The organism is Paenalcaligenes hominis (assembly GCF_011927625.1).
GTDB lineage: Bacteria > Pseudomonadota > Gammaproteobacteria > Burkholderiales > Burkholderiaceae_B > Paenalcaligenes > Paenalcaligenes hominis.
Genome location: NZ_JAATIZ010000006.1, coordinates 57,454 through 78,464 on the forward strand (window position 1 = coordinate 57,454; position 21,011 = coordinate 78,464).

Annotated in this window: 20 protein-coding genes; 16 read left to right on the plus strand and 4 right to left on the minus strand. The window is 48.7% G+C overall.

What is annotated here, in order from left to right; all coding sequences use genetic code 11:
• Window positions 1-54 precede the first annotated feature (54 nt).
• Complete coding sequence (gene murB / locus GGR41_RS12570) at window positions 55-1,068, plus strand: UDP-N-acetylmuramate dehydrogenase (protein ID WP_188372629.1); 1,014 nt, start codon at window positions 55-57, stop codon at window positions 1,066-1,068.
• A 34-nt stretch (window positions 1,069-1,102) separates the two neighbouring features.
• Here murB and dapB read toward each other — a convergent pair whose 3' ends face one another.
• Complete coding sequence (gene dapB / locus GGR41_RS12575; protein ID WP_167662197.1) at window positions 1,103-1,894, minus strand: 4-hydroxy-tetrahydrodipicolinate reductase; 792 nt, start codon at window positions 1,892-1,894, stop codon at window positions 1,103-1,105.
• Between the two features lie 52 nt (window positions 1,895-1,946).
• Entirely contained in the window at window positions 1,947-2,435 is a 489-nt protein-coding gene (locus GGR41_RS12580; RefSeq protein ID WP_167662198.1) for an outer membrane protein assembly factor BamE, read from the minus strand.
• A 153-nt stretch (window positions 2,436-2,588) separates the two neighbouring features.
• On the opposite strand from GGR41_RS12580, the gene fur reads away from it, so the two are divergent.
• Window positions 2,589-3,041 (plus strand): ferric iron uptake transcriptional regulator, encoded by a 453-nt coding sequence (gene fur / locus GGR41_RS12585; RefSeq protein ID WP_167662199.1) that lies wholly within the window; start codon window positions 2,589-2,591, stop codon window positions 3,039-3,041.
• A 48-nt stretch (window positions 3,042-3,089) separates the two neighbouring features.
• On the opposite strand, the gene recN is transcribed toward fur, so the two are convergent.
• Both recN and GGR41_RS12595 read right to left on the minus strand, forming a co-directional pair.
• Window positions 3,090-4,736 (minus strand): DNA repair protein RecN, encoded by a 1,647-nt coding sequence (recN, locus tag GGR41_RS12590; protein WP_167662200.1) that lies wholly within the window; start codon window positions 4,734-4,736, stop codon window positions 3,090-3,092.
• A gap of 6 nt (window positions 4,737-4,742) precedes the next feature.
• A complete protein-coding gene (locus tag GGR41_RS12595) occupies window positions 4,743-5,636 on the minus strand; it encodes an NAD kinase (protein ID WP_167662201.1) in 894 nt (297 codons plus the stop codon).
• Window positions 5,637-5,750: 114 nt separating this feature from the next.
• On the opposite strand from GGR41_RS12595, the gene hrcA reads away from it, so the two are divergent.
• From hrcA to GGR41_RS12665, 14 genes are all read left to right on the plus strand, one after another.
• Window positions 5,751-6,758: a heat-inducible transcriptional repressor HrcA gene (hrcA, locus tag GGR41_RS12600; RefSeq protein WP_167662202.1), complete on the plus strand. Its 1,008-nt coding sequence runs from the start codon at window positions 5,751-5,753 to the stop codon at window positions 6,756-6,758.
• 166 nt (window positions 6,759-6,924) lie between these two features.
• A complete protein-coding gene (locus GGR41_RS12605; RefSeq protein WP_077733758.1) occupies window positions 6,925-7,485 on the plus strand; it encodes an LbetaH domain-containing protein in 561 nt (186 codons plus the stop codon).
• Between the two features lie 99 nt (window positions 7,486-7,584).
• Window positions 7,585-8,172 (plus strand): nucleotide exchange factor GrpE, encoded by a 588-nt coding sequence (grpE, locus tag GGR41_RS12610; protein ID WP_167662203.1) that lies wholly within the window; start codon window positions 7,585-7,587, stop codon window positions 8,170-8,172.
• A gap of 106 nt (window positions 8,173-8,278) precedes the next feature.
• Window positions 8,279-10,189, plus strand: coding sequence for a molecular chaperone DnaK (gene dnaK / locus GGR41_RS12615; protein WP_167662204.1), 1,911 nt, complete (start codon window positions 8,279-8,281; stop codon window positions 10,187-10,189).
• A 98-nt stretch (window positions 10,190-10,287) separates the two neighbouring features.
• The gene (gene dnaJ, locus GGR41_RS12620; RefSeq protein WP_167662205.1) at window positions 10,288-11,427 is read left to right on the plus strand and encodes a molecular chaperone DnaJ; all 1,140 of its coding nucleotides are present in this window, start codon (window positions 10,288-10,290) and stop codon (window positions 11,425-11,427) included.
• Window positions 11,428-11,662: 235 nt separating this feature from the next.
• Window positions 11,663-13,111 (plus strand): NAD(P)-binding domain-containing protein, encoded by a 1,449-nt coding sequence (locus GGR41_RS12625; RefSeq protein WP_167662206.1) that lies wholly within the window; start codon window positions 11,663-11,665, stop codon window positions 13,109-13,111.
• The gene (locus GGR41_RS12630; protein ID WP_077733754.1) at window positions 13,108-14,082 is read left to right on the plus strand and encodes an ABC transporter permease; all 975 of its coding nucleotides are present in this window, start codon (window positions 13,108-13,110) and stop codon (window positions 14,080-14,082) included. The genes GGR41_RS12625 and GGR41_RS12630 overlap by 4 nt, the downstream gene beginning before the upstream one ends.
• Entirely contained in the window at window positions 14,079-14,999 is a 921-nt protein-coding gene (locus GGR41_RS12635; protein WP_167662207.1) for an ABC transporter permease, read from the plus strand. Before GGR41_RS12630 ends, GGR41_RS12635 begins: the two co-directional genes overlap by 4 nt.
• On the plus strand, window positions 14,999-15,997 hold the full coding sequence (locus GGR41_RS12640) for an ABC transporter ATP-binding protein (protein ID WP_167662208.1): 999 nt from the start codon (window positions 14,999-15,001) through the stop codon (window positions 15,995-15,997). Before GGR41_RS12635 ends, GGR41_RS12640 begins: the two co-directional genes overlap by 1 nt.
• Window positions 15,994-16,998 carry an ABC transporter ATP-binding protein gene (locus GGR41_RS12645; RefSeq protein WP_167662209.1) on the plus strand — a complete coding sequence of 335 codons (1,005 nt, stop codon included), beginning with the start codon at window positions 15,994-15,996 and terminating at the stop codon, window positions 16,996-16,998. Before GGR41_RS12640 ends, GGR41_RS12645 begins: the two co-directional genes overlap by 4 nt.
• A 51-nt stretch (window positions 16,999-17,049) precedes the next feature.
• Window positions 17,050-18,612: an ABC transporter substrate-binding protein gene (locus GGR41_RS12650; RefSeq protein WP_077733751.1), complete on the plus strand. Its 1,563-nt coding sequence runs from the start codon at window positions 17,050-17,052 to the stop codon at window positions 18,610-18,612.
• 10 nt (window positions 18,613-18,622) lie between these two features.
• Window positions 18,623-19,921 carry an acyl-CoA thioesterase/BAAT N-terminal domain-containing protein gene (locus GGR41_RS12655; protein ID WP_167662210.1) on the plus strand — a complete coding sequence of 433 codons (1,299 nt, stop codon included), beginning with the start codon at window positions 18,623-18,625 and terminating at the stop codon, window positions 19,919-19,921.
• Window positions 19,918-20,433 (plus strand): CMD domain-containing protein, encoded by a 516-nt coding sequence (locus GGR41_RS12660; RefSeq protein ID WP_167662211.1) that lies wholly within the window; start codon window positions 19,918-19,920, stop codon window positions 20,431-20,433. Before GGR41_RS12655 ends, GGR41_RS12660 begins: the two co-directional genes overlap by 4 nt.
• Window positions 20,426-21,010: a peroxidase-related enzyme gene (locus tag GGR41_RS12665; protein WP_077733748.1), complete on the plus strand. Its 585-nt coding sequence runs from the start codon at window positions 20,426-20,428 to the stop codon at window positions 21,008-21,010. The genes GGR41_RS12660 and GGR41_RS12665 overlap by 8 nt, the downstream gene beginning before the upstream one ends.
• Window position 21,011: the final 1 nt, after the last annotated feature.

A 21,011-nucleotide genomic window follows, 5' to 3' on the forward strand; every position in this document is an offset into this window, starting at 1 on the left:
AAAGTAAAAATCCTGCATGATGAAGGTTTCTATGACCCTTAAGAGAGCTTCACTGTGCTTGTGCAATCTAATTATCAATTGGATTCAGATAATACCCTTGCTTTAGCATCAACGGCACAATCCCTGGTGTGCATTGATCATATAGATACGATTCCCTCATTACAAAACCTGGTCGCGCAGTTTGAATCGTATCGCGTTTTAGGCGGGGGCAGTAATGTCGTTTTAGCATCCGTATTACCTGGCTTACTGATTAAAATGCAAAATTGTGGCATACGCTTAGTTAGCCAAACTGACACCGACTGTATTATAGAAGCTCAAGCCGGTGAAAATTGGCATGACTTTGTCGAGCATTGTGTACAGAACAACTGGTTGGGGCTAGAAAATCTCGCTTTAATACCCGGCACGGTGGGCGCAGCGCCTGTGCAAAATATTGGTGCCTATGGCGTAGAGCTACAGCAATTTGTGCATCAGGTTCAGGTGTGGGATTTTCACCAAGCCAGTTGGCGTTATTTTAGTGCTCAGCAGTGCGAGTTTGCGTATCGTGACAGTCTATTTAAACGTGCTCCAAGCGGTCGCTATGTAATTGCCGCGGTACAGTTTAAGCTTTGCACGCGCGCGACATGGCAGCCTATCTTACGCTATCCCGATCTCTTCAATCATCCCGGGCTACAAAAAGAAGTCAATGCTCGGGCTATTTTTGATGCCGTTATCGCTGTGCGTCAGCACAAGTTGCCTGATCCACGCCAATTAGCGAATGCCGGCAGTTTTTTTAAAAATCCTGTTGTTTCTAAAGCCGTGTATGAGCAAATTTACGCGCAGTATCCAGCAGTAGTGGCTTACGAGCAGGGCAATCAAATGAAATTAGCCGCAGGGTGGCTGATTGAGCAAGCAGGATGGAAGGGTAAACGTCTTGGGCCAGTAGGTATGCACCGTCGTCAAGCGCTGGTGTTAGTAAATTATGGTGGTGCGAGTGCGACTGATGTGCATGCGCTCGTGCAGCAGGTGCAAGCCGATGTGTATGCCATGTTTGGGGTGCAGTTGGAACAAGAACCCATTGAAATGAGCTAAAAAAAAGCTTGGTGTTGACCAAGCTTTTTTTAGATTAGGCATCTAACACGTCTTGCATTGAATATAAGCCCGTGTCTTTCTGGGCTAAAAAGCGTACAGCTCGTAGACTACCTTGAGCATAGGTGCTGCGATTGCTGGAGCGATGGGTGATTTCAATACGCTCGCCTTCACCGCAGAAAAACACCGTATGGTCACCGATAATATCGCCGCCACGCACCACTGAAAACCCAATTCGCCCGTCTTCGCGTGCCCCGGTTTCGCCGTGACGGGTCCAATCAGCCACCTCGTTAAGCTCGACATCCCATGCTTTAGCGACGGCTTCGCCCATGGCAAGAGCCGTTCCTGAAGGGGCATCGACTTTGTGACGATGGTGAGCCTCGAACACTTCGGCATCAAAACCTTGGTTCATGAGCTTGGCAGCCATTTCAATTAAGCGCAGCGCCACATTAACGCCTACGCTCATATTTGGAGCAAAGACAATGGCTGTCTGTTCTGCTGCTGCAGCAATTTGCTGTTTTTCTGCTTCGCTAAATCCAGTGGTACCAATGACGAGTTTGCATTGATGCGTGATGCAAGCTTGTAAATGGTTTAAGGTGCCAGCTGGACGAGTAAAATCAATTAAACAATCGGCTTGGCGTAGTTGATCAAGGTCATCAGTAATGACAACCCCTGTGGTTTGGCCTAAAAAAGCCCCGGCATCAAGCCCAATGGAATCAGCACCTGTATGATCTAGGGCGACGGCAAGTTGTAAATCTGAGCTTTTGAGCACAGCTTCGATCAACATGCGACCCATACGACCGTTAGCGCCTGCAATAGCGATACGCATAACGTTTCCTTTAAGAAAAATTCAAGAAAAGCGGAGTAAATGGATAGCTAGTTTACCGTAAAGGCTCTTCTTGAATGCCGGCCTCGGCAGGGGGCAATACAGGGTTAGTCACTGGGTTGGCCGAGCTGTCATCGTTAGGGGCAGTCTGAACGGCGTTAGCACCCGAGTCGGCTTGTTCGTATGGCTGACGATTCGGTTGCGGGTCGCCCTCCCAACGCACCAGCTCATCACCCTCAAACCAAACAGTAAAGGTACGTAGTTCAGGATTCCCTGTACCTGGTTTATGATAATAAGGATAGTCCCAGCGATTGCTGTGGAAAATATCTTGCAAAGTAGGGGTGCCTAGCAAAAAGTGCACTTGCTCTCGGCTCATGCCGACAGAAAGACGATTTACCTGAGCCTCTGTAAGCCAGTTGCCTTGTTGTACAGGGGCTTTATAAGGAAACCCCCATTTGGTGCCACTGCATGCACTAAGGGTTAGCGCGGACAGCCCAGCTATTAGGCCTACGCGCAAAAAAGTAGAGTATTTTTTTGCAATCATTGCTTTACCGTGCCCCTGTTAGGATAAAATCGTTATCATATAAGGGTTTATTGAAATGTGCATCGTGCTCATTGTAAATTTCACCTCGAAATCCGGCTGCACTATGCAGTGCGGGCAACGAGCCTTACCCCAATCAGATATATAATCTCGCTTATGAAAGACCAAAATGAACTGAAAAATATGGGGCTTAAGGCGACATTTCCGCGCCTAAAGATTCTAGATGTATTCCGTCGACATGACGGCACCGAAGAGCTGCGTCACCTCAGCGCCGAAGACGTCTACCGCATTTTAATTGCCGAAGATGTCGATATTGGCTTAGCCACAGTGTACCGCGTCCTGACTCAATTTGAGCAGGCGGGTATTTTAATGCGCAGTCAGTTTGACGGTGGCAAAGCGGTATTCGAGCTTAATGACGGCGATCACCACGACCATTTTATCTGCACAAATTGCGCCAAAGTCGTTGAGTTCTCCGATCCTGAAATCGAAAAACGTCAATATGTGATCGCTGATAATCTCGGTTTCGAATTAGAAAGCCATACGCTAGTGTTATATGGCCTTTGCGATGAATGCATCACAACATCTAAAAGTGGACGTGGTAAACGTTAAGTCTTAATCTCAAAAAAAGGGGCGCTATGCCCCTTTTTTGTTTAAGCTTCAATGAGTCAGCCCAAGCATTTCTTTAGCATGTTGACGAGTCGTCGAGGTGATTTCAATTCCTCCTAGCATTCGAGAAATTTCTTCTACGCGCTCAGATTCGTTAAGTTGTTGTATTTTAGAAACGGTAGCGTTGTTTTGCGTTTGCTTGCTGACGAGATAATGCGTGTCACCATACGCTGCAACTTGGGGCAAGTGTGTCACGCACAGCACCTGATGGCGTTGGCCTAGTTCATGCAGTAGACGGCCAACTACCTCGGCGACAGCACCCCCAATACCACTGTCTACCTCGTCGAAAATCAGGGTGGGCACGCGAGCCGCTTGGCTTGCTATCACCGATAAGGCTAATGAAATACGCGATAGTTCGCCCCCCGATGCCACTTTAGTTAAAGGGGCAGGCTTTACGCCCGGATGGCCAGCCACTAAAAACTCGACCTTTTCATTGCCATGGGCGCTAGCATCCGTAGGAGTGAGCTGAACCACAAATTGTCCGCCTAGCATAGAAAGCTGTTGCATGGCGGCACTGACATGATGATTTAAATTTTGGCTGGTGACAGCCCGAGCCTTGCTGAGTTGTTCAGCTAAGTCTGTGTAGTGATTTTGCGCTTTATTGACTTGGGTTTGCAGGCTCTCGATGTCAACGGATTGGTGGAGTTGTTGTTGACGTGTCATCAGCTGCTCGAGCAGGTCAGGCAAAGCCTCTGGTTCGCATTTATGTTTGCGCGCTAATGAAAAAGCGGCAGACATTTGTTGATCAATGTGCTCAAGCCGTTCGGGGTCTAGCTCTACATCGCTAACGTAGCTATTCAGATCGGAAATGGTTTCAGCGCAAGCGATTTGTGCGGACTCAAGGATTTGATAGATGTTTTGTAAGTTAGGGTCGTGGCTAAGGACACTCTGCAACTGATGCAAGGCACTGTTAAGCTGAGGCAGAGCCCCACTGTCGGCTTCGAGCAAATGCAAGGCGTGACCGGCGTTATCTAATAAAGATTGCGCATGAGCCAGACGCTGGTGTTCTTGGCTTAAGCGTTCCCAGTCTCCCTCGCCCAGACCTAGATCCGTCAATTGTTGGATTTGCCATTCTACGAGCTCAAGCTCTTGTTGATGTAACTGGCTGCTTGTGAGGGCATGATTGTATGTGGAAAGCGCTTGTTGCCACTGTTGCCAAGCTTTGGCTACCTGTTGGCTAAGCGCTAGATGTTGACCTTGGGTATCAAGAATGGTGTATTGGCTTTGGGGGTTTAATAAGCTTTGATGTGCGTGTTGCCCATGGATATCAATGAGCTGGGCTCCTAGCTCGCGTAACTGTGCCACCGTACAGGGGGTGCCGTTAATATACGTCCTGCTGCGGCCCTGTTGGTCGATCAGGCGGCGCAGAATGAGCTCGTCATTGTGTTCAAAGTCATTGGTATTAAGCCAAGCCGTTGTGCTGGGTGTGGTCGTGAATGTAGCTATAATTTCAGTGCGCTCGGCACCCGCTCGGATCACGCTGCTATCCCCTCGACCTCCTAGAACCAGAGACAGCGCATCAATTAAAATGGATTTGCCTGCGCCTGTTTCACCAGAAAAGACGGTAAAACCTGCACCAAAATCAATGTGATTTTGATCCACAATTACAAAGTCACGAAGGTGTAGGGAACATAACATAGTCAGTTACTCGTTCTCGTCAGCAGGGAAACGATTCCAGCCTAATTTTTGCCTTAAGGTAGAAAAAAAGCTATAGCCTTCGGGATGGATAAAGCGCACCGTGTTTTGGGCGCGACGAATATCAATTCGGTCACCGGGTTGGCAGTCGGACAAGGTTTGCATATCGAAGTGTACACTGGCCCCTGATTGCACGCGCCCTAGGGTGGTAATAGTAAGACTGAGCGTGCTGGTGCCGGGCACTACTACGGGGCGATTCGACAAGGTTTGTGGGGCCACAGGCACCAAAAGTAACGCATCTAAGGTTGGGTATAAAATAGGGCCATTAGCAGCTAGCGCATATGCAGTCGAACCAGTTGGGGTAGAAATTACCACACCATCGGCTCGTTGACGATGCATAAAACTGCCATCTAGTTCTACACTAAGCTCGATCATGCCGCCGCGTCCAGCACGATTAATAACAATATCGTTGAGTGCTATGCCCGAATAAAGTATTTGATCACCGCGTACAATACGACCTTCAAGTAGGCTACGCTCTTCGAGCGTGTAGTTTCCTTGAATCACGCTTGTCACCGCTTCATGGGCGTTCGTTAAGGGGATATCAGTAATAAAACCCAAACGCCCGTGGTTGATGCCAATTAAAGGCACACGAAAATTAGCCAACTTGCGTGCTGCCCCAATCATTGTGCCGTCGCCGCCCATAATAACGGCTAAATCGGCAGAGGTTCCGATTTCATCGTAACTGCGTGTGGCCATATCGTTAATACCGGCATAGCGCGCGGTATCGGCTTCGATGATGACCTGACAGCCTGCTCGTTGTAAGGTTTGAGCTAAAGCACGCACAGGTGCATCTAAACCACTGTCTTGATAGCGACCAATAATTGCTACCGATTTAAAGTGCATGGGGGGTGACCTTGTGATGTGTTAGATAATAATTAGTTAGAATTATAAAGGCGCAATGGTTTTTTTGTTGCCTTAGAAAGCGTTTCTGAACGCCAACCCTATATATTTAATACTATGGATGATAGAGCGAGTGCATTACTGAACGTCCTGATCGAACGTTATATTGTGGACGGTCAGCCGGTAGGGTCTAAGACTCTATCGCAGGTGGTAGACTTATCGCCGGCCACAATTCGCAATGTAATGGCGGATCTCGAGGACTTGGGCTTAATTCAAAGCCCGCATACTTCGGCAGGGCGAATTCCTACCCCCCAAGGCTATCGTATTTTTGTCGACCAGCTCTTAGCGGTGCCGCGTCATGAGCTTTGCATAGCCACGACGTTAAGTCAGCAGTTGCCTGTGCATGAGCCAGCGAAAGCTGTCAGCTCAGCAGCCGATTTACTGTCTAACCTATCGCAATTTGTTGGTGTGGTATTAGCACCAAAGCGGGCTCAAACGTTTAAGCAAATTGATTTTATTCGTTTATCGAACAAACGCGTTTTGCTTATTATTGTCACACCTAGCGGCGATGTGCAAAATCGAATTTTATTTGTGTCGCGTGACTACAAAGAGCACGAGCTAATCGAGGCCAGTAATTTTTTTAACCAGCATTTTTCGGGTTTATCTTTTGCCCAAGTACGCGAGGCCTTATCCCTAGAGTTGTCCTCATTGCGGCGTGATATCTCTCGACTGATGCAAGCCGCGGTCGAGGCGGGCGAGTCCGAGGAAGACAGTGCCGAAGCCCTTGTGTTGTCAGGTGAAAGCAAATTTCTGAATGTCAGTGAAATGGTAGCCAATATGGACCGTCTACGGCATTTATTCGATTTATTTGAAAAGAAAACCGACTGGTTGCATTTGCTTGATAGTTCGCGCCAAGGGCAAGGGGTCCAAATTTATATTGGTGGTGACTCGCAAATGGTACCCCTTGAGGATGTCTCTGTTGTCACGGCCCCTTATGGCGCAGATGGTCAGGTGCTAGGCACCTTAGGGGTAATTGGGCCATCTCGCATGGCGTACGATAAAGTCATTCCTATTGTCGACATTACGGCGCGAATGCTGTCCAATGCCCTTAGCCATAACCCCTAAAAGTGCAACATGATAAGCGCCGTGGTGCGCGATAGCGTGTTGTGCAGTCCAAGGCAGCTAGACCTACACCCCTCGGTTTAGCCCAATTAACACAGTGTGACCTAGAGTCAATGCAAACGATAAAACGTGTGCTTTAACTCTATCGGCTTTTATTCAGGAAAGACTAATGCTTAGAAAAAACCCTCGGGGTGATTACCCAGTCGTGCATGAAACGGCTTTTGTGGATCCGACTGCCATATTATGTGGTCGGGTAGAGGTAGGTCCTCATGTGTTTATTGGCCCATACGCAGTGATTCGTGCTGATGAAGTCGATGAAAATGGGCATTTAGAACCGATTACGATTGGCGCTAATTCCAATATTCAAGACGGGGTGGTCATCCATTCTAAAGATGGGGCTGCGGTCACTATTGGCGCAAGCAGTTCTATTGCGCATCGATCTATAGTGCACGGTCCGTGTACGGTAGGTAGCCATGTGTTTATTGGCTTTAACTCGGTCTTATTTAACTGTACGGTAGGGGATTCGGCCGTTATTCGCCACAACTGTGTGGTAGATGGGCATGATATTCCTGAACGGTTCTATTTGCCTTCCGCAACGGTTGTAACAGGGGCGACAGACCTAACGGCCTTAGATACGGTGCCGCAGTCAGCCAAAGAGTTTTCAGAGTCGGTCATGCACACCAACGTCACCTTTGCCCAAGCCTACCGCCGTATTCAAAATCAATTTTAATGGGCCGCATGAAAAAGTGGAATTAAACACTTGAAGTGGGGGCGTTGGCCCCCATGTTATTTTTTATTGCAATTCATTTATTTTATCGTGGAGAAAGTTATGTCCGCACCGAAGCAGCCACAGGATCCTACCCAAGACATATCCCCAGAGGCCGAACAGTCCGAAACGCAGAGTCAGGCGGAGGAGTTGTTCACCGATGCTAACGACGAGACCCTCCAGTTTCCCCAAGAAACCAACCTAGAGGCTGAGCTTTCCGAGACTCAGGCCAAAGTGGCTGAGTATTACGATCAATTGCTACGTGCTAAGGCCGAGATGGAAAATATTCGCCGTCGTGCAACCGAAGACGTAGCCAAAGCGCGCAAATTCGCAGTAGAAAGTTTTGCAGAAAGCTTGATCCCCGTACGTGATAGCTTAGAGGCAGCACTAGCCCAAGAGACTCAAACGATTGAGGTGCTATCCGAGGGCGTAGAAACCACATTGCGTCAGTTAAATAGCGCATTTGAACGCCATAAATTGATCGAAATTGCGCCGCAAATTGGCGACAAATTTGATCCTCATACCCATCAGGCTATCTCTGCAATTCCGTCAGAGCACCCCAAAGATACCGTGGCCCAAGTCTTGCAAAAAGGCTATGCCTTATCAGACCGTGTTTTACGTCCCGCTTTGGTTATGGTGTCAGCTGGATAGTTTTTGTTTTTGAAGACTTGAAATAATAAAACCCTACCCCATATAGGTATTAACTAATTAAATTTCTGCGGTTTGCCTTAAACCGCATTCAGGCTAGGAATAAAAAATGAGCAAAATTATTGGTATCGACTTAGGAACCACGAACAGCTGTGTATCTGTTCAAGAAGGTGACCAAATTCGTATTATTGAAAATGCTGAGGGTGGCCGTACTACTCCGTCTATCGTCGCCTATATGGATGATGGCGAGGTATTAGCTGGGGCACCAGCCAAGCGCCAAGCAGTGACTAACCCCACAAATACTATTTTTGCGGTTAAGCGCTTAATTGGTCGTCGCTTTGATGAAAAAGCTGTTCAAGACGACATCAGCAAAATGCCTTACAAAATTATCAAAGCAGACAACGGCGATGCATGGGTAGAAGCCCAAGGTAAAGCCTTAGCTCCCCAACAAGTTTCTGCCGATATTCTTCGTAAGATGAAGAAAACCGCAGAAGATTACCTCGGTGAAGAGGTGACTGAAGCCGTTATTACCGTTCCTGCTTACTTTAACGATAGCCAGCGTCAAGCCACTAAAGATGCCGGTCGTATCGCGGGCCTTGATGTAAAACGCATCATTAACGAGCCGACGGCTGCGGCATTGGCTTTTGGTCTAGATAAAGCCGCCAAGGGCGATAGCAAAATTGCTGTGTATGACTTGGGTGGTGGTACGTTTGACGTGTCCATCATTGAAATCGCTGATATCGATGGTGAAAAGCAGTTCGAAGTGCTTTCTACTAACGGTGACACCTTCTTAGGTGGTGAAGACTTTGACCAGCGCATCATTGATTACATTATTGATGAGTTCAAGAAAGAAAGTGGTGCGGATTTATCCAAAGACGTGTTGGCTTTACAGCGCCTAAAAGAAGCCGCTGAGAAGGCAAAAATTGAACTCTCTTCTACCACACAGACAGAGATCAACTTGCCCTATATTACGGCAGATGCATCAGGTCCTAAGCACCTGAATTTGAAAATCACGCGTGCTAAATTAGAAGCTTTAGTTGATGACCTAATCGAGCGTTCACTTGAGCCTTGCCGTACCGCCATTAAAGATGCCGGTGTAAAAGTCTCAGACATCCACGATGTAATCTTGGTGGGTGGTATGACCCGTATGCCCAAGGTTCAGGAAAAAGTAAAAGAGTTTTTTGGTCGTGAGCCCCGTCGTGATGTGAACCCAGACGAAGCCGTTGCCACAGGCGCTGCAATTCAAGGTTCTGTGTTGTCAGGTGACCGTTCTGACGTCTTACTATTAGACGTAACACCGTTATCTTTGGGTATTGAAACCCTAGGCGGTGTGATGACTAAAATGATTCAGAAAAACACCACTATTCCAACTCGTCACTCACAGGTGTTTTCTACAGCAGATGACAACCAGCCTGCCGTAACCATTAAGGTGTTCCAAGGCGAGCGTGAAATAGCTGCAGGAAACAAAGCGCTTGGCGAGTTCAACCTCGAAGGTATCCCGCCATCACGTCGTGGTGAGCCTCAGATTGAAGTGACGTTTGATATTGATGCAAACGGTATCTTGAATGTATCGGCAAAAGACAAAGGTACAGGTAAAGAAAACAAAATCACGATTAAAGCCAGCTCTGGTTTGTCTGAGGAAGAAGTACAACGCATGGTGGCTGATGCCGAAGCCCACGCTGAAGACGACCGCCGCATTGCCGAGCTAGCAACAGCTCGAAATCAGGCTGAAGCCTTAGTTCACTCAACACGTAAGTCCCTTGAAGAGCATGGCGACAAAGTGGATGCAGAAACCAAAGCAGCCATTGAAGCCGCTGTGACTGAACTGGAAACAGCAAGCAAAGGCGATGATAAAGCCGAGATCGATGCTAAGACCGAAGCATTAGCAACCGCTGCGCAAAAATTAGGCGAGGCTATCTACGCCGACATGCAAGCGCAACAAGGTGGTCAAGCTGAGGCTCAACCTTCTGCAGACGATAATGTGGTTGATGCCGACTTCAAAGAAGTTAAGCGTGACTAATTCGCTGCAGTAGCGATGTGGGATGGGCCCGGTTTCTGATCTTTATCAGAGATCGGGCTATCTTGTTACTGTACTAGTAAATTACGCTGGAAGTCATTATGGCAAAACGCGATTTTTATGAAGTTTTAGGCTTAGCAAAAAATGCCTCCAAAGAGGACATTCGTAAAGCCTATCGCAAATTAGCGATGAAATACCATCCGGATCGTAATCCGGATAGCAAAGAAGCCGAAGATAAGTTTAAAGAAGTCAAAGAGGCCTACGAAATTCTCTACGATGATGAGAAACGTAGCGCCTACGACCGTTTCGGTCATGCCGGCGTGGATCCCAATGGGATGGGCGGTATGGGTGGCATGGGCGGTATGGGTGGCGCTGACTTTGCTGACGCTTTTGGTGATATTTTTGGTGATTTATTTGGTGGGGGCCGTCGCGGTGGTGGCGGTGGTGGTCCACGTGTGCAACGTGGCGCCGATTTACGTTACTCGCTAGAAATCAGTCTCGAGCAGGCTGCGACTGGCTTTGATACCGAAATTCGGGTTCCCAGTTGGGAAAACTGTGATGTGTGTGATGGATCTGGTGCTAAACCGGGCACTTCACCCCGTACCTGTACCACATGTAATGGTGCAGGGGCTGTGCGCATGCAGCAAGGTTTTTTCAGTGTGCAACAGACCTGTCCTACTTGTCATGGTACAGGTCAAGAAATTACCGACCCGTGTAATGCGTGTGACGGCGTAGGTCGAGTGCGCAAGACTAAAACCTTGCAGGTAAATATTCCGGCTGGTATTGATGATGGTATGCGGATTCGTTCAGCGGGTAACGGCGAGCCTGGTGCCAACGGCGGCCCTCCCGGTGACCTCTATGTGGAAATCCATCTTAAAGCGCATGGCATTTTTGAGCGCGAAGGTGACGACCTGCATTGCAGTCTACCGCTTCCTTTCACAACGGCCGCGTTAGGTGGTGAGGTCGAGGTACCGACTCTAACGGGGCGCGGTGCCATTACCATTCCCGAGGGTACTCAAGCGGGTAAGGTATTCCGTTTGCGTGGCAAGGGGATCAAAGGCTTGCGCTCAAGTTACCCTGGCGATTTGTATTGCCATGTTCAGGTAGAAACGCCTGTGCGATTGACTGATGAGCAAAAACAATTACTGCGTCAGTTCGAGGAGTCGTTAACATCAGGGGGGGAAAAGCACTCCCCAAAGACGCAATCCTGGACAGATAAGGTAAAAGGTTTTTTTTCTTAGGCCCTAACAAGCGCCCTCGGTGGCGTGACCCCAAGGACTAAGTCAATGCCTAAAGCCCCCACTCGTTTTTTTACGGGTGGGGGCTTTATACTTAATAAAGATTGGTTCTATATGCTTTCTACCAATCAATATAAAGAACTGTTTCTATATTCTATAAAATGAAGATACAACCAAATCCATATACCGCCACGCTATGTAGCAAAGCAGGTGGCGGTTTTTTATTCGAAGCTCACCTATGTCAATTCAAAAAGCTGGTTTAGAACAATTAGAGGCACGGCTCCAAGAAGACCTCTCTCGCTTGGAGTTACCTGCTAAAACCTGGGTGCATGCCCATACCGTAGATGGCGAAAAAGTCGAAGAGGTCGTGATTATTGGGGGTGGCATGGCGGGCCTAACCGCTGCTGCTGCACTACGCTTTTTGGGTATAGAGCCTTTAGTCTTAGACGCGGCGCCGGTTGGTTACGAAGGGCCATGGGCGACTACAGCCCGTATGGAAACCTTGCGATCCCCAAAACAACTCACAGGGCCAGCCTTAGGCATTCCCTCGTTAACCTTCAGAGCTTGGTACGAAGCCCAGTTTGGGGCGCAGCAATGGGCTGAGCTAGATAAAATCCCGCGTTTGCAGTGGATGGACTATTTGCGTTGGTACAGAGCCGTTTTACAGCTGCCTGTAAAAAATGAGCATAAAGTTACAGCCGTCGAGTTGCACCCAGAGCCCTACATTACGTTGACCGTACAAGCCAAAGGCCAAACTCAACAACTTCTAGCCCGACGTATTATTTTGGCTACAGGGCGCGATGGGCTAGGTGGGCCAACCGTGCCAGCGTTCTTGGATACGATTCCCCGTCAGTTCTGGGCGCATTCGTCAGACCCCTACGATTATGAACAGCTACGAGGAAAAAAAGTGGCGGTAATTGGCGCTGGCGCTTCCGCGATGGATAGTGCTGCCACCGCGTTAGAAAGTGGTGCCGAACGGGTTGATTTGTTAATTCGCCGTGCCACCATTCCTACTGTGAATAAGGGGAAAGGCGCAGGAAACCCCGGTATCGTCAACGGGTTTTATGGTTTGGCGGATGAATGGAAATGGCGTATTCGCCACTATATTAACGTGCAGCAAGTGCCTCCGCCTCGTAATAGCACCCTGCGTGTTTCATCGCATGACAACGCCTACTTTAACGTGGACTGTCAAATAAAGCAGGTTCAGGTGAAAAATCAGCAGCTGCATATTGCTACCACTCAAGGCGAGTTTGTGGTTGATTTTCTCATCGCGGCTACAGGCTTCAAAATCGACTGGCAGTTACGCCCCGAATACGCCAGCTTTGCGCCTTTCGTGCGCACGTGGGCAGATCGCTATACGCCCCCTGCCGGACAGGAAGACGCAGAACTCAGCGCCTGTCCCGATTTAGATGCGCAGTTTGCCTTCCAAGCTAAAGACGGGGTCGATGCCAAAAGCCTTAGCCACATTTATTGCTTTAATTACCCTGCTGTGGCAACGCATGGCACGGTTTCTGGTGATATTCCTGCTATTTCAGATGGCGCTCAAGCCATCGCGCGTAATATCGCAGGCTCGCTGTACCAAGAAGACATCGAACAGTATTACCAACGCTTAGTGGCTTTTTCCGAACCCGAGCTAGAAGGGGACGAATGGCAACCTGCTTCCCCTAACGCAACGGAGTCTGCATGATAGTTTGGGTGTTGAAACGGTTTGCACAAGCCATAGTCGTTATTCTGCTGATGACCTTGATTGTGTTTATTGGGTTGCACTTAATTGGCAACCCGGCAGATATTTTAATTGGCCCCGAAACCGATCAGCGAGATAGGGCCGCTATTATGCAGCAGTTGGGGTTAGATTTACCGCTTTGGCAACAATACGGTCGTTTTCTAATCAGTGCGTTGCAGGGTGACTTAGGCTATAGCTTTATTTATAACCAGCCCGCATTAGAGCTCGTGTTACAGCGCTTGCCTGCGACCATGGAATTGGCTTTTGCTGCGTTAATTATTGCCTTGGTCGTTGGGGTGCCATTAGGGCTTATTTCTGGCTTATATCCTAAAAGCACTTGGTCACATGTGATTATGACTGGCAGTATTCTTGGCTTTTCCTTGCCTACCTTTTGGGTAGGCTTAATGCTGATTATGGCCTTTAGCGTGTCTTTAGGTTGGCTACCTGCTAGTGGTCGCGGCACAACGGTCACCCTTTGGGGTTTGCAATGGTCTTTTCTGACCGCCGATGGCCTCTATCACATGATACTGCCAGCGTTTAATTTGGCGCTTTTCAAGATGTCATTGGTAATACGTTTAACCCATGCTGGGGTGCGCGAGGTTTTACCTTTGGACTACATCAAGTTTGCTAAAGCGAAAGGGCTAGCTCCCAGTCGAATTATTGGCGTGCATGTATTACGCAATTTAATGATTCCACTCGTGACGGTGATCGGGCTTGAGCTGGGCGTAACCATAGCCGGTGCGGTGGTCACAGAAAGTATTTTTTCTTGGCCCGGTGCAGGTAAATTAATCTTAGACAGTATCAACAACTTAGACCGTCCCGTTATTTTGGCCTACCTGATCTTAATCGTCTGTGTGTTTGTGACAATTAACTTTCTGGTAGATGTGGCGTATCGGCTAATTGATCCACGCGTACGCAAGGAGCCAAGCGCATGACTAAGACCGTCTCTACTTCCTCCCATTCCACGCAGCCAGTTCTTAAAAGCTCTTTATTTAAAGAAAACTGGCGTCATTTTTTACAATCAAAGCGTGCCGTATTTGGCTTGGTTTGTGGAACCTTGTTGGTATTTGCTGCGATTTTTGCCCCGTGGATTACCCCACAAAATCCATACGACCTCATGCAGCTCGATATCTTGGACTCACGTTTAGCGCCCGGGTCTGAAAATGGCATGGGCACCTTTACTTATTGGTTAGGCACCGATGGCCAGGGTCGTGACTTGTACTCTGCCATTGTGTATGGGTTGCGGATTAGTTTATTTGTGGGGTTAGGGTCTGCTTTAATTGCTAGCGTACTAGGCACTACCTTGGGCATTGTGTCGGCTTATTTCGGAGGGCGAGTCGATGCGGTATTAATGCGTACCGTAGACCTCATGCTGTCTTTTCCCTCTATCTTAGTGGCCATGATGATTTTGGCGTACCTAGGTAAAGGGGTGGGAAATGTCATTCTGACGCTGGTAATTCTTGAATGGGCCTACTATGCGCGTACGGCACGTGGTCAAGCCTTAGCTGAACGAGAAAAAGAATACGTGGCCGCCGCTCACAATCTTGTGATACCGAAATGGCGCATTATGCTGCGTCACATTTTAGTCAATTGTTTGCCTGCCCTCATCGTGATTGCGGCGTTACAAGTGGCGCGAGCCATTACACTTGAGGCCACCATGAGCTTTTTGGGTCTAGGGGTGCCGGTGACCGAGCCTTCTTTAGGTTTACTTATTTCAAATGGCTACCAATACATGTTGTCTGGCCAGTATTGGATTAGTTTCTTCCCAGGTATTGCTCTACTGCTGACTATTGTTTCGTTAAACCTCATTGCGGATCGCTTGCGTGATATCTATAACCCGAGGGCGCTCTAATGCATACCGATTATTTGCTTGATGTTCACGATTTAAAAACCGCATTCATTACCGACGAAGGCCAGGCTCTGGCCGTAAATGGCGTCAGTTTAAAGGTAAAGCCTGGTGAGATTGTAGGGCTGGTAGGTGAGTCCGGCTCGGGTAAGTCCGTCACGGGTTTTTCCATTATGCGTCTAGTTGATGAGCCCGGCCGTATAGTGGGTGGGCAAATTAACTATAAAGGGCAGAACTTACTCGATTTAACTGAAAAGCAGATGCGTCAATTGCGTGGTAATCGTATTGCCATGATCTTTCAAGATCCCATGATGACCTTGAATCCTGTATTACGCATAGACACGCAAATGATTGAAACGCTGCGCGCCCATGAAAAAATCAGTCGCACCGACGCACGTTTGCGTGCAGCGCAAGCCTTAGCATTAATGGGGGTGCCTAGCCCTGAAGAGCGTTTAACCTCCTATCCTCATCAACTATCGGGGGGGATGAGGCAGCGTGTGGCGATCGCTATTGCTTTGTTGCTGAAACCCGATTTAATTATTGCCGATGAGCCAACCACGGCATTAGATGTCACCATTCAAGCGCAAATTTTGGCGGAAATTCAAAAACTGGCTCAGGATTCAGGAACGGCTTTAATTTGGATTACCCATGATTTGTCTGTAGTCGCTGGCTTAGCCGATCGTTTAGCGGTGATGTACGCGGGCAAAATTGTAGAAACAGGTACGATTGATCAGGTATTAACCCGGCCTCAGCATCCCTATACCGAGGGGTTGATTAACAGTTTGCCTAGCAACAATCCGCGTGGGCAGCGTTTGCGCCAAATTAAAGGTATGACACCTAGCTTACTTGACTTACCTCGCGGTTGCGCCTTTGCCGCTCGCTGTGAGCGCGCTCAACCTAAGTGCGCCCAAACACCAGAGCTAGTCGAGCTAGTGCCCGAGCATGCCGTACGTTGTTTTTTCCCAAGCGCAAGCTTGCAGCCATCGGTGGAGGATGTGTTATGACAGAGCCCGTGGTACGTGTCGAACAGCTCTCAAAACAGTTTGGCTTAAAGAAAAACAGCTGGGCTAGGCAAACCCTACAACAGCTTGGCTTACAGGCCAAGCCCGTAGTGACCTCAGCAGTGAATCACGTGGATTTAGCGATTTGGCCCGGCGAGGTCGTGGGTTTGGTGGGTGAATCAGGCTGTGGAAAATCGACGCTAGGACGAATGGTGGCGGGAATTCTACCACCCACATCGGGCAAGATATGGATAGACGGGGTAGATAATGCACAAATGAGCTCAACTCAATGGCAGCAGAGTCAGTTGCGTATTCAAATGATTTTTCAGGATCCCTACGCAAGCCTAAACCCCCGTTTGCGTATTAGCCAAAGTGTTGGTGAGGCTCCAGTAATTCACGGTCTGACTACCTCTAAACAGGTAGACGAATATGTGAGTGCTCAGTTAGAGCGGGCTGGGTTAAGCGCCGCATTACGTCAGCGATTTCCCCATCAGTTTAGTGGTGGCCAACGCCAACGTATTGGTATAGCACGCGCTTTAGCCGTGCAACCCGAGGTGCTGGTGTGTGACGAGGCGGTAGCAGCGCTAGATGTTTCTATCCAAGCCCAAATTGTTAATCTATTCATGGATTTGCGTGATGAGCTGGGGTTGACCTACTTATTTATCAGTCATGACTTGGGGGTGGTCGAGCACATTTCTGATCGGGTAGCTATTATGTATTTAGGGCGTATTGTGGAAACAGCCCCAACGGCTGACATTTATGCCCGTCCCAATCACCCTTATACCCAAGCCTTGCTTGCTGAGATTCCACGCATTAGTGATAGAAAGAAAAAATTTGTCGCCATTAAAGGGGAAATACCTAGCCCATTAAATCCACCCAGTGGCTGTCATTTTCACCCACGCTGTCCTTATGCGATGCCTCGGTGCCGAGAGCAAGCGCCTGTTTTAAAAGAGGTAAGCCCTCAGCACCTGAGTGCTTGTCATTTAAATGATATGCCAGCCTAGTTTAGGTTTTTGATTGTGTTGTGAATGATCGATTAATTTAAGGGAATCACCATGAAAAAACTGCTTGTTGCCTCGTTAGTGGCAGGTCTGCTTTCCAGTGCAGCCTTTGCTCAAGAAAATAATTTGAAGATTGCTTTTGCAGATAATCTTTCGTCTTTAGATCCTCAGCTTAATAACTATGCGGGCGATCGTTCCGCAGGTTTGTTTTTCTTTGATATGTTGGTGGGCAACTACCACAACCAACTTTTACCTTCATTGGCAACGGAATGGAAAAACATCGACCCCACCACCTGGCAGTTTAGTTTGCGCGAAGGCGTGAAATGGAGCGATGGCGAGCCCTTTGTGGCCGAGGACGTGGTGTATTCCATTGAGCGCATTCGTAACGTACCCGGCTCGGTAGCGCCATTTACTGGCTATGTACGCACTATTGATAGTGTCACCATTCTTGATCCCAATACACTCGAAATCAAAACCAATGTCCCTAACCCTGACTTGCCTTTGAACTTGGCCTCTGTGCCCATTGTAAGCAAGCACGCCACAGAAAACGCCAGCAGCGAGGACTTCAACTCAGGTAAAGCTTTAGTCGGAACCGGGCCGTACACATTGGTCAGTTATACGCCAGGTGAGCGCATTGTGGCGCAGAAAAACCCCAACTATTGGGGCGAAGCACCCATTTGGGATAAAGTCGATTACACCTATACGGCCAATGCCGCCTCACGTACTGCTGCCTTATTAGCAGGCGACGTGGATGTGATTGATAAAGTGTCTGTATCGGATCTACCTAAGCTAGAAAAAGACAGCAAAGTCGATGTGTTTGCGTATAACGGCCTGCGCGTCTTTTTGTTGCAACCTAGTTTTAATCCCAAGTCTAACGATTTCATTAAAGACAACGCGGGCAAGCCGCTAGAGAAAAACCCATTGCTTGATGTGCGTGTGCGCGAGGCGCTGTCTTTGGCTATTAATCGTGACGCCATTGCCGATCGTATTTTGCAAGGTGGGGTAACGGTAGCCAACCAGTGGATGCCAGAGGGCTCTATTGGGTATAACCCGGAAATTCCTGCGATTGATTTTGATCCCGAGCGAGCAAAAGCACTCTTAGCCGAGGCAGGATACCCAGAAGGTTTCCAAATTAGTGTGCATGTGCCTTCGGATCGTTATCCGCTGGCCCCAGAAACGGTTCAAGCCGTCGCCCAGTTTTGGACACGCATTGGCGTAAAAACTAATGTGGAAGTGGTGCCTTGGGCGGTGTATTCTAGCTCGGCTCGCAAAAACGACTACGCCATGTCTGTGATTGCATGGGGCAATGGCACAGGTGAGGCTTCATATGCGATGGTGAACATCTTGGCTACACCCAATGCTGAAGCAGGTCTAGGGGCATCAAACTGGGGTCATTACAGCAGTGAAAAACTGGATGGCAGTCTAAAAGACGTAACAGCCGAGTTTGATCCCGCTAAACGCGAAGCGATTATGCAGCAGGCTGCAAAAACTGTAGCAGAAGAGGTAGGGGTTATTCCTTTATTTCATTACAAAAATATTTGGGCAGCGAAAAAAGGGCTAGTGGTGAAACCATTAAGCTCTGATCGTACGGTACCTGTTATGGTTTCTAAACAGTAAAGGCATCACAATGACTCACCCTCAACTGACGATCGAACCTATTGATGACCTAATTGATGTACCTAGGCAAATACGTGTAAGCGGCTTGGCTTCAGGACAGCAGGTGCAGTTGCGTACCCGCACGTACCGTGGGCAGCAGCAGCTATGGCAAAGTCAGGCGATATTTCAAGCCGATGCTAACGGTACGATCGATTTAAGCACTCAAGCCCCTCTGTCTGGCAGTTACGAGGGCGTAGATCCTATGGGGCTTATTTGGTCACAACGACCCGAGCAAGAGGGTGAGCGTGAGGTTTTTGGGGCTCAGGTCACTGACCCCATCTGCACCGAAGTCGAGGTCGTCGGTGACACCGTGCAGCTAGCTGGACAGTTGGTTCAGCGCCTAGCTGCTCCAGGGGTACAACGCGTAGAAATACGTGAAAACGGCTTAGTAGGTACCGTGTTTATCCCAGCTACAGCTGGGCCGCATCCGGCGGTAATGATACTAAACGGCTCGGGTGGCGGTATCAATGAGCCGCGAGCTGCCTTGTACGCATCGCACGGCTATCTTGCCTTTGCGTTAGCGTATTTTAAAGCGCCTGGTTTGTCTGATTACATTTCTAATACGCCCTTAGAGTATTTCAAAAAGGGCTTAGATTGGTTACGCCAGACCTATGCGCCGTTAAACGATTTTGTGGCGATTAATGGCCAATCTCGAGGCGGCGAATTAGTGCTGCTATTAGCCAGTACTTACCCCAAGGACGTGTCGGCGGTAGTGGCTTACGTACCGGGGGCAGTGGTGCACAGTGGGCAAAATGCAGCGGATCCTGCTATTGGTCGTGAAGGCCCTGCTTGGTTATTAAATGGTGAGCCGCTCACACATGTATGGGCCAATAATAAAACAGCAACGTGGGCCCCTTATGACGAGGGGCCAGCTCCCCACCGCCATGAAAAAGCCATCTTAACGGCATTGCAAGACCCCGAGGCGGTGGAGCGAGCCCGTATCCCTGTAGAACGCATCCAGGCTCCTATTATTTTATTATCGGGCACGGACGACGGCGCATGGCCATCAAGTCTCTACAGTCAAATGGTGGTAGAGCGTTTAACGCAATACGGCTACACACATGAGGTCCAGTGGGTCGACACACCCGATGCAGGGCACAGTATTGTATTTCCTTATATTCCTACTACGCAGTTAATTTACACCCACCCTGTGTCGAAACGGGTCAGTACCAGTGGCGGTCGTCCTGATGCAAACGCATTGTCTGATGCGACGAGCTGGTCAGCCATCAAAGCATTTTTATCTAGAGCACAACGAGGCAAAAAACAATGAACTCTTCCGGTAGTACCGATCTTATTGACCACGTGTTGGGTCTAACACCCCCAAGCAGTACGCATGCAGCCCGCGTATTCAGAGACAAAGTTCGTCATGGCACCCAAGCTAGCTACGAAGCGTTATTTAGCCCTGAACTGCATTTGGATTTGGGTGTGCGTTGGTTAGTGGCCGTGTATGCGACCCAGTTAACTCAGGCCCAAGAGCTTCATCAGCATTATGTGACGCAAGCACAGCAGGCCAATGTACCCAGTCAGTGGTTAGAAGCCGTGGCGGCAGATCAGCCTAACGCCATTTCTGACCCCATCGTACAAGCTATTTTAATTTTTACACGCACATTAACACTTAAACCCATTGAAGGGGATAAAGCCGCTATTCAGCAGCTAGAGCAAGCCGGTGTGCCCACGCCCGACTGCATTACCCTAAGTCAATTAATTGCTTTTTTATCTTACCAAGTCCGCTTGGTAACGGGGTTAAAAGCCATGCAACGCTTGGAGAGCCGCGATGTCTGATGTCATTAAAGTCAATGGGTTTACCAATGAAAGCCTAGAGTGGAAGGCTTGGTTAGATGTAGTTAAGGTAGAACAGGCCACGCCTGAACAGATAGCCGTGCTAGAGGCCAGCCATCCACAGGCTAAAACCTCGGATTATTATCTTTTATTAGTCCACCAGCCAGAAATTTTAAATCATCGCTCTCATACCTATAACGCCATTATGTATGCGCCACGTGGCTTAAATCGTGCTGACCGCGAGCTAGGCGCTCTCACTGTGTCGCAAATTAATGGTTGCGTGTATTGTGCATCGGTCCATGCGCAGCGTTTCGAGCAGCTATCTAAGCGTGCGGACATGGTCGAGGCCGTGTTTGCCGACCCCGCTACTGCTGCTCAAACCTCACGCGATAAAGCCATCATAGAATTAGCCACGTCTTTAACCAAACAGCCAGATCATTTGGATGATGCGTATATTCAAGCGCTTAAAGACGAGGGTATGGACGACGTCGAAATTCTCGACTTAATCCATTCCGTAGCCATTTTTGGTTGGGCCAACCGTCTTATGTTAAATCTAGGCGAACCCGTCTATACCAACTAGC